General features: G+C 27.0%; 16 protein-coding genes. 15 read left to right on the top strand and 1 reads right to left on the bottom strand.

The features are described from left to right. Positions 1 to 20: 20 nt before the first annotated feature. From FRIFI_RS07610 to FRIFI_RS07590, 5 genes are all read left to right on the top strand, one after another. The gene (locus FRIFI_RS07610; protein ID WP_166505509.1) at positions 21 to 479 is read left to right on the top strand and encodes a YdeI/OmpD-associated family protein; all 459 of its coding nucleotides are present in this window, start codon (positions 21 to 23) and stop codon (positions 477 to 479) included. Positions 480 to 626: 147 nt separating this feature from the next. After that, on the top strand, positions 627 to 1,715 hold the full coding sequence (locus FRIFI_RS07605; RefSeq protein ID WP_166505508.1) for an SIR2 family protein: 1,089 nt from the start codon (positions 627 to 629) through the stop codon (positions 1,713 to 1,715). A 49-nt stretch (positions 1,716 to 1,764) separates the two neighbouring features. Further along, positions 1,765 to 2,253 carry a prolyl-tRNA synthetase associated domain-containing protein gene (locus FRIFI_RS07600; RefSeq protein ID WP_166505507.1) on the top strand — a complete coding sequence of 163 codons (489 nt, stop codon included), beginning with the start codon at positions 1,765 to 1,767 and terminating at the stop codon, positions 2,251 to 2,253. Between the two features lie 71 nt (positions 2,254 to 2,324). After that, complete coding sequence (locus FRIFI_RS07595) at positions 2,325 to 3,017, top strand: DUF554 domain-containing protein (protein WP_166505506.1); 693 nt, start codon at positions 2,325 to 2,327, stop codon at positions 3,015 to 3,017. Positions 3,018 to 3,291: 274 nt separating this feature from the next. Next, the gene (locus FRIFI_RS07590; protein WP_166505505.1) at positions 3,292 to 4,149 is read left to right on the top strand and encodes a kinase; all 858 of its coding nucleotides are present in this window, start codon (positions 3,292 to 3,294) and stop codon (positions 4,147 to 4,149) included. Positions 4,150 to 4,182: 33 nt separating this feature from the next. Here FRIFI_RS07590 and FRIFI_RS07585 read toward each other — a convergent pair whose 3' ends face one another. Continuing rightward, the gene (locus FRIFI_RS07585) at positions 4,183 to 4,368 is read right to left on the bottom strand and encodes a hypothetical protein (protein ID WP_092925597.1); all 186 of its coding nucleotides are present in this window, start codon (positions 4,366 to 4,368) and stop codon (positions 4,183 to 4,185) included. A gap of 281 nt (positions 4,369 to 4,649) precedes the next feature. Between FRIFI_RS07585 and FRIFI_RS07580 the strand changes: the two genes are divergently transcribed. The 10 genes from FRIFI_RS07580 to FRIFI_RS07535 all read left to right on the top strand — a co-directional run bounded on the left by FRIFI_RS07580 (position 4,650) and on the right by FRIFI_RS07535 (position 13,979). After that, the gene (locus tag FRIFI_RS07580) at positions 4,650 to 5,297 is read left to right on the top strand and encodes a hypothetical protein (RefSeq protein ID WP_166505504.1); all 648 of its coding nucleotides are present in this window, start codon (positions 4,650 to 4,652) and stop codon (positions 5,295 to 5,297) included. Positions 5,298 to 5,398: 101 nt separating this feature from the next. Beyond that, entirely contained in the window at positions 5,399 to 6,442 is a 1,044-nt protein-coding gene (locus FRIFI_RS07575) for an ABC transporter substrate-binding protein (RefSeq protein WP_166505503.1), read from the top strand. Positions 6,443 to 6,692: 250 nt separating this feature from the next. Further along, positions 6,693 to 7,364 carry a DUF969 domain-containing protein gene (locus tag FRIFI_RS07570; RefSeq protein WP_092925603.1) on the top strand — a complete coding sequence of 224 codons (672 nt, stop codon included), beginning with the start codon at positions 6,693 to 6,695 and terminating at the stop codon, positions 7,362 to 7,364. 17 nt (positions 7,365 to 7,381) lie between these two features. Continuing rightward, on the top strand, positions 7,382 to 8,314 hold the full coding sequence (locus tag FRIFI_RS07565; protein WP_166505502.1) for a DUF979 domain-containing protein: 933 nt from the start codon (positions 7,382 to 7,384) through the stop codon (positions 8,312 to 8,314). A gap of 41 nt (positions 8,315 to 8,355) precedes the next feature. Continuing rightward, positions 8,356 to 8,997, top strand: coding sequence for a pyroglutamyl-peptidase I (gene pcp / locus FRIFI_RS07560; protein ID WP_092925607.1), 642 nt, complete (start codon positions 8,356 to 8,358; stop codon positions 8,995 to 8,997). Beyond that, the gene (locus FRIFI_RS07555) at positions 8,991 to 9,413 is read left to right on the top strand and encodes a gamma-glutamylcyclotransferase family protein (protein WP_092925609.1); all 423 of its coding nucleotides are present in this window, start codon (positions 8,991 to 8,993) and stop codon (positions 9,411 to 9,413) included. Before pcp ends, FRIFI_RS07555 begins: the two co-directional genes overlap by 7 nt. A gap of 264 nt (positions 9,414 to 9,677) precedes the next feature. Beyond that, positions 9,678 to 10,856: an MFS transporter gene (locus FRIFI_RS07550; RefSeq protein WP_092925611.1), complete on the top strand. Its 1,179-nt coding sequence runs from the start codon at positions 9,678 to 9,680 to the stop codon at positions 10,854 to 10,856. Between the two features lie 178 nt (positions 10,857 to 11,034). Continuing rightward, a complete protein-coding gene (locus tag FRIFI_RS07545) occupies positions 11,035 to 11,589 on the top strand; it encodes a sigma-70 family RNA polymerase sigma factor (protein WP_166505501.1) in 555 nt (184 codons plus the stop codon). Beyond that, positions 11,590 to 12,657 (top strand): DUF4179 domain-containing protein, encoded by a 1,068-nt coding sequence (locus FRIFI_RS07540; protein ID WP_092925615.1) that lies wholly within the window; start codon positions 11,590 to 11,592, stop codon positions 12,655 to 12,657. A gap of 257 nt (positions 12,658 to 12,914) precedes the next feature. Beyond that, positions 12,915 to 13,979: a sulfurtransferase gene (locus FRIFI_RS07535; protein WP_092925618.1), complete on the top strand. Its 1,065-nt coding sequence runs from the start codon at positions 12,915 to 12,917 to the stop codon at positions 13,977 to 13,979. Positions 13,980 to 14,030: the final 51 nt, after the last annotated feature.

Genomic DNA, 14,030 nt, shown 5'->3' with positions numbered 1-14,030 from the left:
TTGTGCCTAGAGAGGAAAATATGATCTATGAGTTTGAAGCAATAATACAGAAAGTACCAGATAAAGATGCTACATTCATTGAAATACCATTTGATGTTGAAACAGAATTTAATGCAAAAAGGATAAAAGTAAAAGCTAAATTTGATGGAGTCAAATATAGAGGATCTATAGTAAATATGGGCCTAGGATGTTATATAATAGGGATAACTAAAGCCATAAGAAAAGAAATAGGTAAAGAAGCTTTAGATAAAGTATTTGTTGAAATTGAAAAAGATGAAGAGGAAAGGGTAATTGAATTACCAGGTGATTTTAAAAATGCTATTAACGAAAATGAAGAAGCTATGAAATTTTATGAAAGTCTACCTTACTCTTCAAAGAAAAAATACTATCAATGGATAACAGGTGCCAAAAAACAAGAAACTAGAAAAAAAAGAATAGCAGAAGCAGTTTTAAAATTAAAATCAAACACTAAATTATAAATAGTAAACTTATAACCACCTTAATGGTGGTTTTTTTACATAGTTTACTAAACATAGATCATTTATTAAGAAAATTTATGATAAATTATAAATTTTAAAAAATTTAATATAATAAATAAAGACTTTAAATTAGTAATGGAGGGCAAAATGAACATAAGTATATTCCTTGGAGCAGGAGCATCTGCTGCTGAAAATTTACCAATACAAAGTGACCTTTTTGTAGATTACTTTAAAAGTTTAAAAGATAATGATTTTGAAAGTGACATGAATAAAGAACTATATAAATTCTTTAAACAAATGTTTGATATAGATATAACAAAAGATAATATAGATAAAGTAAACTTTCCAACCTTTGAAGAAGTATTAGGACTTCTTGATTTGGCAGAAAAAAGAGGAGAAGCTTTTAAAAACTTTGGGATGGAAAATTTAAGTAACAAAAGTGATAGCATAAGATTTTTAAGACAATATTTAATTTTATTAATGGCAAAGGCAATACATGAAAGTGAAAATAGAAATAACAAATACCATAAGCTATTAGTAGATAATTTATCTAAAGCAAACTTAATAGAAAAGACAACATTTATAAGTGCAAACTATGATATACATGTAGATAATACCATAGCATCCTTATATAGTGAAGAAAAAAATCATATAATGCTAGATTATGGAGTTGATTTTACTAACTTTTATGTAAAAGATGGCTGGAGAAAACCATTTGGAAAAACTATAAAGCTATATAAAATACATGGATCATTAAATTGGCTATACTGCCCTATATGTAACAGCCTAACATTAACTCCTTATGAAGGAGGGGTTATGAGATTATTATATAATATAGAAGATGCTAAATGTTTAGAGTGTGGTGAAACTACTATACCTATAATAATACCACCTACATACTTTAAAGATATGTCAAATGTTTATATATCTAATGTTTGGAGAGAAGTAGAAAAGAATTTACGAAACGCAGATATACTTGTATTTTGTGGATATTCTTTCCCTGATTCTGATATACATATAAAGTATATGTTAAAAAGAGTTCAAGGTAGTAGAAGAAAACCTCCTTTAAAGATTATGGTATTTAATAATCATGAAGGAAAAAAAGATTACTCTATGAGAAAGGAAGAAGAAAGATATAAAAGATTTTTAGGAAAAGATGTGATATATACAGAAGGCTCTTTTCAAGATTTTTCTAGAAATCCATTAAAGTACTTACAAGAAATTACTAATATTTAGTATAATTAAATATAAATAATATAATCACAAAATATATAAGGAGAAATATATGAACATAGAGACTAAAGTATACAAAATATTAGATGATTTAAATATTGAGTATGAAGTATTTGAACATGAACCAATATACACAGCAGAGCAGTTAGAGATTATAAAGGATGTAGCTAAGGGAAATCATTGTAAAAATTTATTTTTAAAAAATTCTAAAGGAGATAGATATTATCTAGTAGTAGTTAGAGATGATAAAAAAGCAGACTTAAAGATATTAAAAGAACAATTAGGAAGTACTAGATTATCTTTTGCATCAGCAGAAAGGCTATATGACACATTAAAACTTACACCAGGTAGTGTTAATCCATTTTCTATAATAAATGATGAAGAGAAAAAAGTAACCTTATGTATAGATAAAGATGTATTAGATGGACAAAATTTAAACTTTCATCCTAATATAAATACAAAGATGGTTAATTTATCCTCAGAAGGTCTGAAAAAGTTTGTACATAGTATGGGATATGATTTAATACCTGTAGAAGTTTAAACTATATAAAATGGAGGTAAATAATATTATTTAAGGGATAAATTTTAGGATTAAAATATTGGGGGGATATTATGATAGGAACTATTGTAAATAGTATATCTATTGTTTTAGGTTGTATAATAGGAATTATTGTCAAGGGAAGACTAAGTGAAAAAATAAGTACAACTGTAATGAATGGTTTAGCACTTTGTGTTATATATATAGGAATAGAGGGAGCATTTAAAGGAGAAAATACACTTTTGACTATAGTTTGTATAGCTTTAGGGGCTTTATTAGGGGAAATTATAGATATAGACAAATGGCTAAATAAATTAGGGAATTATTTAGAAGTAAAGTTTAATAAAGATAAAGAAAAAGAAGCTGTATCTATATCTGAAGGATTTGTGTCTGCTAGTTTATTGTTTTGTGTTGGAGCTATGGCTATAGTTGGCAGTCTTCAAAGTGGGCTAAGTGTAAATCATGAAACATTATTTGCTAAGTCTATATTGGATGGTGTTAGTGCTATTATATTTACATCAACTCTTGGTATAGGTGTTTTATTTTCAGCAGTATCTGTATTTTTATATCAAGGTATTATAACAATACTTTCATCTAGTTTGTCGGGAATACTTTCAACCCCTGTTATAAATTCTATGACTGCCATAGGTAGTTTACTTATAATAGGTCTTGGACTTAATATGTTAAAGGTTACTAATATAAAGGTAGCTAATTTACTTATAGCAGTATTTTTACCTATTTTAGCAGGGATGACTAATATTATATAAATAGTATTAAGTAAAAAGAGTGAATTATCTAATGCATAAGATAATTCATTTTTTATGTTTTTGAAAAATATTATTAATGGTTTTAATAAAAAATCGAATTTTGTATATAATGCTATCAAAATTTTACCAAAGACCTCTTATTAATATAAAATAACACCATATATTTAAATAGAAAAAATAAAACGTTAGACAAATTACGTATTTAAAAGGAAAATAAATTTTAAAATCAAATATTAGAAGTATAGAAGGTTTTATATTGATAGGAGGAAATTAAATGGTTACATTTGATATAAATGGGGCAGTTGTAGAGTTTGATGAAAAAATGGATAATTACAATAAGATAAGACGATTATTTAAGCTATATGCTATAGAAGTTAGTGAAAGTTTTTATAATGAAGGAATTAAACATATTCAAAATATAAATAATCTTCAAGGGTACTGCAAAAATGATGGTTTTAAACATATAGAAGAAGGTCTAAAAAAGGCTATAGAAACTATAATAAGCTTTGATGTAATAACAATAGACATAGATGTATTTAAAAAAAGTTATTGTGAAAAATACTTAAACTATGAAAGAATGTGCAATAATTTATTTAAAGGTAAAGGTAAGAGAAACAACTTTAAAAATAATGAAGCTAAATCAACACTAGAATCATTATCTCATCATTTATATAATGATTGCTTTAACATACATATGGCAGTTGTAGATGCACTTGTAGAAAATAAAGTAGATAATATTGGCTTTTTTATAGATGAAGAAAGCAAGCAAAAATCTAATGCACTATTTAATAATTACAAAGATGGATTTATAACTAGATTAGATGAAGCTCAAATAGTTAAACAAATAATACATTTAAATCCATATAGAGAAGAGGTATATAAGTTTTTAATAAAAGAAGATGGAGATTTTAATAAAGAAATAGAACGATTAACAATTTACTTAGGGTATGACATAAGTGATTATAAAGATTATTTAATGGATAATTATGTTAAAAAGTTATTAAAAGAACATTCTTATAATCTTGAAATAGATAAGGAAAAAATAGAAAAATATGCAAAGTATGTAGGTTGTACTAATTCATCTATATATACAGCTAGGATAGATGCTATATATACTTTTGAAAATGCATAAGAAAAGGGCTAGGTAATCCTAGTCCTTTTTATATCAATAATACAAGATATCATCTTTTTCAAATCCATAATTTGTGTTAGGAATACTATTTGTATAGTAGTCATATTCTTCAAAGTATTCATCATCATATGATAAAACATCATTATCATAAGTAAACTCATTGAAGTTTAGTAGGTTTAATACACTACTTTTTTTAGATGATTTAAAAGATAATCTCATAATAAGCACCTCGTAATTCAAAGTTAGATATTAACACATCCAACTTATTATATTCTTATAATTAGTATTAATACATATATAGATAAATATTCATATAAAAAAATTTTAAAATGGATATAAATTATTTTACAACACACCTTCTAAATTAATTTAAATTTTAAGAACAATAATATCTTATTTAAAAATATAAGCACATAATTACAAAATAATAAAAATATACTTTATACTGAAAGAATTTAAAGTTAATAATCATAAATAATCTATATTAAAGGGAGTATTTTATGAATAATGATAAAGCTATGCATATAAAAGAACATAATAAATTAAAAATATACAACCAACATATAAAGTCCTTTATGTATTGTACTAACAATATATATATATATTCTGTGAGTGAAGATGTTAATTTAGCTAATAAAATATATAAATATATTGATAAAAGTACTAAGAAAATAAAGCTAAACCATAGAATAAACATAAGTATAAGTGAATCTTGTAGTGATAATTTTGATATTAATGAATATGACTTATCTATATTAATAAAGAAAGGTGTAAGTATGCATAAAGGTATGTGCTTTTACTGCAAAACTTGTCCATCTATAAGAAATTGCAAAAGTAGGGCAATGCAAAGAATTTGTAAGGATGTTTGTATAGATAAAGAAAAATGTATAGGATGTGGAGAATGCATTAAAAGATGTTATTTTAAAATAATAGAAAGAGATAAACCAAATTATAGGATATATATAAAGAGCAAATTAATAGTTGAAGTAAGTACACAAAAGGAACTACTTGAAGTTATAGAAATTTTAGTAGATTTTTATAAAGATATTTATGATAAATATGAAAGTTTTACTCAGATGATTAATGGCATAGGAATTAATTATATTACAGATGCATTAAATAAAAAATTTATTGTAAATAAGTATTAAAAATAAATCCCTTAAGTGAGGTTGATTTATTAGAATGTAACAATTTTAATGAAGAAATAATATTATATATCAGTAGTTAAATCTCAACATGGGGGGATATTATGTTTAAAAAAGCTGTTACACTTATAAGTTCATTAGCAGTTGGTTTATTATGCATAACAGGTTGCAGCCAAGATGTTAGTGAAGGAGGAAAAACTGATGAGAAAAAGCTAGATAAAGTAACAATAGCTGAGGTTGCTCATTCAGTATTTTATGCACCTCAATATGCAGCTATAACTCAAGGATTCTTTGAAGAAGAAGGTATAGACATAGACCTTATAAATGCTCAAGGAGCAGATAAAACTATGGCAGCATTAATATCTGGAGAAGCACAAGTAGGTCTTATGGGACCTGAAGCATCTATTTATGTTTATAATCAAGGAGAAGAAAACTATGCAATAAATTTTGCACAACTTACTAAAAGAGATGGAAGTTTTATAATTGCTAGAGAAGAAATGCCAGATTTTAAATATGAAGATTTAAAAGGAAAAGAAATACTAGGTGGAAGAAAAGGTGGCGTACCTTTAATGACACTAGAATATGTATTAAAACAAAATGGACTTACAATAGGTGAAAATACAAAAGCTGGTGAAGCAAATGTAAGAACAGATGTGCAGTTTGGAGTAATGACTGGAGCTTTTGCTGGTGGAGAAGCTGATTTTACAACTGCTTTTGAGCCAACAGGTACAGCTATGGAAAAAGAAGGCACTGGTTATATAGTAGCATCAGTAGGTCAAGATTCTGGTGAAATTCCATATACTGCATATTGTGCTACTAAGTCTTTTATGAGCGAAAATAAAGATTTAATACAAAGATTTACTAATGCAGTATATAAAGGACAATTATGGGTTCAAAGTGCATCATCAGAAGAGATTGCTAAATCTATGCAACCATTCTTTGATGATATGAGCTTAGATGATTTAATATCAGTTGCTGATAGATATAAAGAAATAGATGCATGGTGTCAAGAACCTACATTAAAAGAAGAAAGTTTAAATAAACTAATGGAAGTTATGACTGAAGCTGGTGAGTTAGATAAAAAACCTCTATATAGTGACATAGTAACTACTGACTTTGCAGATAAAGCTATAAAAAGTATTGATTAATTAAAATAATTAACATAAATAAAAAAACCTATAAGTAAACATATTTAAATTTATGTTTATCGTTATAGGTTTTTTTATTTAAATATTTAAATGAAAAAATATTTTCAAAATTAAAATATTAAAAATATAAATAAAAATATTGTAAGAAAATGTTTTATATTGTATAATTTAATAAAATTGAAAAATATGAAATTTATGAAAAAAATTAAATTTCTGAAAATTTAATTTAGATAATTAGGGAGGAATAAAAATGATAAAACTAATAGGTGTTTTGATAGTTGTAATTGGATTTTTATTCAAAATAGAAACACTATTTACCGTATTAGTAGCAGGAATTGTTACAGGACTAGTATCTGGGTTAGATATAAACCAAATACTAACTATATTAGGAGATTCCTTTGTAGCTAACAGAGCAGTATCACTGTTTATATTAACATTACCAGTAATAGGTATACTAGAAAGATACGGGCTAAAGCAAAGGGCTATATATCTAATAGAAAAGATTGGAAAGATTACAGCTGGAGGGGTACTAAGCATATATATGTTTGCAAGACAAATAGCAGGTGCTTTATCAATAAGAATGAGTGGTCATCCTCAATTTGTTAGACCTTTAGTAAACCCAATGGCTCAAGCTGCTGCTATAAACAAAAACAATAAAATAAATGAAGAAGATGAAGAGGCTATAAAAGCATTATCAGCTGCTTCGGAAAACTATGGTAACTTCTATGGACAAAACTTATTTGCAGGAAGTAGTGGAGTATTACTTATAGCGTCAACTTTATCAGAACAAGGGTTTAATGTTACAGAATTAGAAATTGTTAAAGCTAGTATAATAATGGCTGTAGTTGCATTTTTAGTATCTGCACTTCAAAACTACTTATTTGATAGAAAACTAAATAAAAAATACAGACAAAATAATTAAATAAGGAGGAAAATTAAGTGCAAAATTTTATAAATATATCTTTAGAAATTTTTTACGCCCTTATGGGGATTTTAATGATAGTTATAGCGATAAAATCGTATAAAACAATAGATAGCAATAAAAGATTTGGAACAGCTTTATTTTGGGTATTAATATCTATACCATTTATATTTGGGAAATTGATACCATCAAATGTAATAGGGCTAATATTAGTAGCTTCAAGTTTACTAACACTTACAAAGCAAGTTGTATTTGCTAAATATGAAACTCCAAGTGAAGAATTTGGACAAAAGCAGTCAGAAAAACTTGGTAATAAAATATTTATGCCATCATTAGTATTAGCACTTGTAGCAGTTTTAGTTGCAATGGCTTTAAAAGACTTTGGTAGTTCATCGCAATTTGCAATAGGAGCTGGTTCGGTAGTTGCATTAATAGCAGCATTTATATTAACAAAAGCAAAACCATCTACAACAGTAACAGATAGTGCAAGACTTTTACAACAGATGGGTCCTGCAAGTATGTTACCACAACTTTTAGTTGCATTAGGTGCATTATTTACTCAAGCTGGAGTAGGTGAAGTTATATCTAATATAATATCTGGAGTAGTTCCAGCAGATAGTAGATTCTTTGGAGTAGTGGCATATGTACTAGGAATGGCAATATTCACTATGATAATGGGAAATGCATTTGCTGCATTTGCAGTTATAACAGCAGGTATAGGTGTTCCATTTGTATTAAGTCAAGGAGCAGATCCGGCTATAGTTGGTGCCCTTGCACTAACAGCAGGATATTGTGGTACACTGTTAACTCCAATGGCTGCAAACTTTAACATAGTACCAGCAGCATTACTTGATATGAAAAAGCAATATGATGTTATAAAGTATCAAGCACCAGTAGCTATAATATTATTAGTAATTCATATATTTGCAATGTACTTCTTAGCATTTTAATTTGAAGTAAAGAATTAATATAAAGATAGGAGACGGTGAGTATGAAAGTTTTATTAACAGGATTTGATCCATTTGGTGGAGAAAAAGTAAACCCAGCTGAGGAAGCTGTAAAAATGGTAAAAGAAAATATAAATGGAGCTACCGTTATAAAGTTAACGATACCAACAGTTAGACATAAATCAGTAAAAGCTATAGAGGAAGCTATAGAAAAACACAATCCAGACATAGTTATATCTATAGGACAAGCTGGAGGAAGATATGATATAACTCCTGAAAGAGTTGCTATAAATATGGATGATTTTAGAATAAAGGACAATGAAGGAAATCAACCAACAGATGAGATAATAGAAGAAGATGGACAAGCTGCATATTTTTCAAACTTGCCAATAAAAGCTATGGTTAAACATATGAATGAAAATAAAATACCTGCTACAGTATCAAATACAGCTGGTACATTTGTATGCAATCATGTAATGTATGGAATAATGTACATGATAGATAAGAAATATCCAAATATAAAAGGTGGGTTTATACATATACCATATATGACTTCTCAAGTTATAGACAAGAAAAATACTCCATATATGTCTTTAGAAGAAATAGTAAAGGGTCTAGAATTAGCAATAGAGGCATGTACATTATATGATAAAGATATAAAAGCTGTAGGTGGAGAAATATGTTAATAGATAAAATATTTGTATATGGTAGTTTAAGAAGTGATATGTTCAATTATGAAAAACTTCTAAAAGGTAAGGTATCAAAAACTTGTAAAGCAACAATAAATGGAAATTTATTTCATTTAGATAATAAGGGATATCCAGCTGTTGTACCAGGGGATGGTACTATTATAGGTGAGCTAATGGAGCTTAAAGACTTTGATAAAAGCCTAAAAGAATTAGATGATTTAGAAAACTATAGTGAAGATAATAATATAAATTGTGAGTATTTAAGGAAAGAAATAGAAGTTATTCTAAAAGATGGAATAAAAGAAATAGCATATTACTATGAATATAATACAAAAGCTTTAAATAATTCAGAAGATAAATTAATTGAGATACCTCATGGAGATTGGAAAGAATATATTATAAGTAAAATTTAATATAAAAGAGATGTATAAAAGAGCGCAGATGGTAATCTGTGCTTTTTTAATTATTAAGATATTGCACTTATTTAGAAATAGTAAAAGATCTATAGGTTAAAGTTATAGCAAAATATTTACTTAAGTAAAAATAATTTTTTGATAACGGAATATGTAGTTGACTATATAAAGTATATTGATAAAGTGAAGTGAATTTTTTATGTTATATAAATATTTTTATGGTATAATAATTAAGGTTTAAAATAAAAAACTTAAGGAGTAAATATGGACAAGATAAAAATGAGAAAGATATTATTTATAAATTTTATAACCATGGCGACCTTTAATATGGCACATCCTGTAACACCATCTCTTATAAACGCACTAAGCCTACCTACATATATGTTTGGTGTACTATACTCAACTATGGCAGTATCTCATTTTGTAATGTCACCTATATGGGGAAGTTTGTCTGACCAAAGAGGAAGAAAGAGATTTTTAGTTATTGGGGTAATTGGTTATGGTATTAGCCAACTAGGATTTGGATTTATAGAAAGTACACCACTTATACTTATGTTTAGAATAACTGGTGGAGCTATGTCAGTAGCATTTATAACTACTTGTATAGCTTATGTTAGTGATATATCTTCGAAAGAAGAAAGAACAAAATATATGTCATATCATACAGCAACTACATCAATAGCAAGTTCTGTTGGAGCTCTTATGGGTGGATTTAGTGGAAATTTAGGTTATAAATTTGCATTTTTTACTCAGTTTATATTATGTTTATTAGTTGCAGGAGTTATATACTTTGTTTTAGATGAAACTATTGATAAAAAGCTTGGTAAAATAGAGATTTATACTAAACATCTTAAAAAAGGAAGTAAGTCAACTTCATTAAATCCTACTGTAAGTATTATGATGATAGTTATGACTTTAATAACTATAGCAACAACTTCATATAATTCGACTATAAACTATTATATAGAATCAGTGTTAAATATGCCAACTACAGTTAATGGTATTGTTATGGCATTTGCTGGGGTTGTAGCTTTAATTATGAACTTATGTATAAATCCATATCTAAGTAAAAAATATAATGAAAAATACACTTTAATAGTAGCTTGTATGATAGCTGGAATAAGTATGATATTAGCATCATTATTTAACAACATATTAATTAGCTTTATGTTTATAATGGTATTCGTTGGAAGTAGTGCTTTAGTTACTCCTATACAACAAAGTATAGTATCAAAACTTGCAAAAGAAAATTATGGTGAAATAATGGGTATACAAGGATCATACAAAGCTATTGGTATGATTGTAGGATCTTTAGCATCTGGATTTATATTTGATATAGGTAATAAATTACCATTTATATTAAGTGGGATATGCTGTATGATAGTATGTTTACTTGTGCCAAGAGTGTGTTTAGAAGAAAAAACTGAAAAAGTTATTGCATAGATTAAAATTGCTAAATAAAATAACTTATATAAAATGCTAAATATTAATAAAAGCCATGAGTATGGAAGTCTATTTTATACACATGGCTTTTATTAATTAAAAAATAATTTAATTTAAGTGAAACTTATTATATATCTATTGCGTCTAATGAATGTAATACAAACAAAAGGAGAGGGATATGGGACAATTATTAATGTTAAGAAGGAGTAAAAATAACGTTAGTGATGAGGATATAATAAAAAAAGCTATAAAGGGAGACAAAGATTCAATTAATGCAATTATAAATGAAAACAAAGAATACTTATATAAAACAGCTTTTTTGTATATAAAAGATGAAGAAGAGGCAGTAGAAGTATGCCAAGAAACAGTATATAAAGCAATTATAAATATACATAAATTAAAAAATCCAAAATACTTTAAAACTTGGATTACAAGAATACTTATCAATAATGTAAATGATAGAAATAGAAGTCAAAGTAAGGTTATATATGACATAAAAGCATTAGAAGAAGTTGAGGATATATCATATGAGAAATTGGAAGAGAAAATAGATTTATATAATGCTATAGATATATTAGAAGAAAAATTTAAAACTCCTATAATACTTCAATACTTTCAAGATATGACTATAAAGGAAATAGCAGACGTACTTGAATGCAATGAAAATACTATTAAAACTTACATAAAAAGAGGAAAAAAGAAATTATATAAGATATTAATGGAGGGGAAATAAATGAGCAAATTAGATAATATAAAGATACCAGATAACTTTGATTCTTCTATAGAGGTTGTTATAAATAAGGCTTTAAAGGATAAACAAAAAATAAAATTAAAAAAGAAAAAGCTTATAATAGCTGGATCAAGCATCATTCTTTTAGGAACTATGGCATTAAATAGTAAAACTACATGGGCTTATATAGAGAATATAACAAAACAAATAGAAGTTTTACTAGGAAGAGAAGAAAATGAATTTGATAAGTACAAGTTTGAAGGGAATCAAACTATTGAATCTAATGGGCTAAAAATTAGTCTAGGTGAAGTTATGTTAGATGATAGACAGCTAATAATTAGTATGAGTGTTGATTATTCCAATTTTAATGATAATTTAAATATAGAAACTTTATCACCATTATATCCAACAATTATTATTGATGACCTTGTATTTGAGGGACAGAGTAATTCTTGTGAAGTTGAAAAAGTAATAGGAGAAAAAAAAGGGAATATATTGTTTAAAACTAGTTTACTATCAATAGATACTGATGGAGATGGTGCATCTGACACTCCTTATGAAATATTAGATAAGATAGAAGGAAACAAAGATTATGACTTAAAGATTATTTTTAATGAAATGCATAACTATAGAAATGAAGAATTTGAAGCTATTAGGGGCAATTGGGAATTTAATACTATAATAAATGCATCAAATATATTAAATGATACTAAAGTACATAAAATAAATAAAACTTTTAAAATAGATGAAAATGTATATAAAGGAAATTTCACTATAGAGGAAATTAGGGTATCTCCTGTATCTGTTAAGATTAAATATAATTATGACTTATACACAGAACTTAGTGTTAATAAAAGAAGAGAACCAGTATTAATCGCAAAGGACGAAAATAATAATGAATTAATACATGGACCTGGAACTGGAGGAGAGTTAATTGATGGTAATTTATATATAGGTGATGAATTTGAACTAAAAGGAAATGAAAAAAAGATTAGTGTAATACCTTGTATATATATTGATGATAATCCTAAGATATTTAAAGATGCTATTGTTTATATAGATATAAATTAGAGAATTTAAATGTTGTATATTAACGTATAGAAAAAATAAATAATACCAATATTAAGTATTTAAATTTTGTATAAATATTGGAGATTTATATGAATTATGATAAAATTATCGAGGTCAAATTTCAGTAAATTCAAATCTTTTAGATTTGTTTTTAAGGTATCAATTTTTATATGGGTTTAAATAATTGAGGGTGATATTAAGGTTAGCTATAAATACTCTCATTTTAAGAAAATGATAAAAAGTAACGGAGGACAATTATGAAAAGAAAATTAATTAGTGCACTAGTTGGTATCACAATGGTAGCCACAATGGCGGTAGGATGTAGTAGTCCTTCAAATGATTCTCAAAAAACAACAGAAACGAAATTAAATGTAAAGGCAGAAAAGGTAGATACACAAAAAGTCTTTGTATCACCTAAGTGGGTACAAAGTGTAATAGATGGAAATCAACCAGAGTCTAAAAATTATACTATATTAGAAGTTTCGTGGGGAACTTATAAAGACAGTCCAACTTATACAAAAGGACATCTTCCAGGAGCTTTACATGTGGATACTTCAAGTGTTGAATCAGAACCGATTTGGAATATATCAGATCCTAAGGTAGTTGAAAAAGGTATGTTAGATTTAGGAGTTACAAAAGATAAAACTGTTATTTTATATGGAACAGATATTTCAGCAGTAAGTAGAGTAGCATATGCATATCTTTGGGCAGGTGTTGATAATGTAAAAGTTCTAGATGGTGGACTTGATGCATGGAAAAAAGCAGGGTATCAAACAGAAACTAAAGTAGAAAAAGCAACACCAGCAAAAGACTTTGGAACAACTGTTCCAGCACATCCAGAATATTGGATGTCTATAGAACAAGTTCAAGATAAATTAAAAAATGACCAAAACTTCCGTCTAGTAAGTATAAGAAGTAAAGATGAATTTGATGGTAAAACAAGTGGATACACTTATATTGATAGAGCTGGTGAGCCTAAAGGCGCAGTTTGGGGACATGCAGGAAGCAATCCATACAATATGGAAGATTATACACATAAAGATGGAACTGTTATAACTGCTGAAGAAATGGAAAAGTTATGGTCAGATTCTGATATAAATAAAAATAATGAACTTTCATTTTACTGTGGAACAGGTTGGAGAGCATCAGTTCCTTGGTTAATTGCTTATGATGCAGGATGGGATAAGATGACTGTTTATGATGGTGGATGGAATGAATGGCAAATGCATAATAATCTTCCTGTACAAGTAGGAGATCCAAATAGTGGTAATTGTGAATATACTACAGTGGGTAAACTACCAACAAACAAAGCTGCAAAATAAATAATTTAAAATAATCACTAAACTAATTGTAGTGATTATTTTAAATTTCAG

The sequence above is a fragment of the Romboutsia hominis genome (assembly GCF_900002575.1).
Classification (GTDB): Bacteria; Bacillota; Clostridia; order Peptostreptococcales; family Peptostreptococcaceae; genus Romboutsia_C; species Romboutsia_C hominis.
Note: the sequence above shows the minus strand (reverse complement) of the source record. Positions and strands in the feature narration are given on the sequence as shown.

Excerpts from the sequence above, each read along its gene's own strand:
- FRIFI_RS07570 (WP_092925603.1), top strand. The coding sequence starts at position 6,693 with ATGATAAAACTAATAGGTGTTTTGATAGTTGTAATTGGATTTTTATTC.
- FRIFI_RS07550 (WP_092925611.1), top strand. The coding sequence starts at position 9,678 with ATGGACAAGATAAAAATGAGAAAGATATTATTTATAAATTTTATAACC.
- FRIFI_RS07585 (WP_092925597.1), bottom strand. The coding sequence starts at position 4,368 with ATGAGATTATCTTTTAAATCATCTAAAAAAAGTAGTGTATTAAACCTA.
- FRIFI_RS07580 (WP_166505504.1), top strand. The coding sequence starts at position 4,650 with ATGAATAATGATAAAGCTATGCATATAAAAGAACATAATAAATTAAAA.
- FRIFI_RS07575 (WP_166505503.1), top strand. The coding sequence starts at position 5,399 with ATGTTTAAAAAAGCTGTTACACTTATAAGTTCATTAGCAGTTGGTTTA.
- pcp (WP_092925607.1), top strand. The coding sequence starts at position 8,356 with ATGAAAGTTTTATTAACAGGATTTGATCCATTTGGTGGAGAAAAAGTA.
- FRIFI_RS07555 (WP_092925609.1), top strand. The coding sequence starts at position 8,991 with ATGTTAATAGATAAAATATTTGTATATGGTAGTTTAAGAAGTGATATG.
- FRIFI_RS07590 (WP_166505505.1), top strand. The coding sequence starts at position 3,292 with ATGGTTACATTTGATATAAATGGGGCAGTTGTAGAGTTTGATGAAAAA.
- FRIFI_RS07595 (WP_166505506.1), top strand. The coding sequence starts at position 2,325 with ATGATAGGAACTATTGTAAATAGTATATCTATTGTTTTAGGTTGTATA.
- FRIFI_RS07545 (WP_166505501.1), top strand. The coding sequence starts at position 11,035 with ATGGGACAATTATTAATGTTAAGAAGGAGTAAAAATAACGTTAGTGAT.
- FRIFI_RS07605 (WP_166505508.1), top strand. The coding sequence starts at position 627 with ATGAACATAAGTATATTCCTTGGAGCAGGAGCATCTGCTGCTGAAAAT.
- FRIFI_RS07600 (WP_166505507.1), top strand. The coding sequence starts at position 1,765 with ATGAACATAGAGACTAAAGTATACAAAATATTAGATGATTTAAATATT.
- FRIFI_RS07540 (WP_092925615.1), top strand. The coding sequence starts at position 11,590 with ATGAGCAAATTAGATAATATAAAGATACCAGATAACTTTGATTCTTCT.
- FRIFI_RS07535 (WP_092925618.1), top strand. The coding sequence starts at position 12,915 with ATGAAAAGAAAATTAATTAGTGCACTAGTTGGTATCACAATGGTAGCC.
- FRIFI_RS07610 (WP_166505509.1), top strand. The coding sequence starts at position 21 with ATGATCTATGAGTTTGAAGCAATAATACAGAAAGTACCAGATAAAGAT.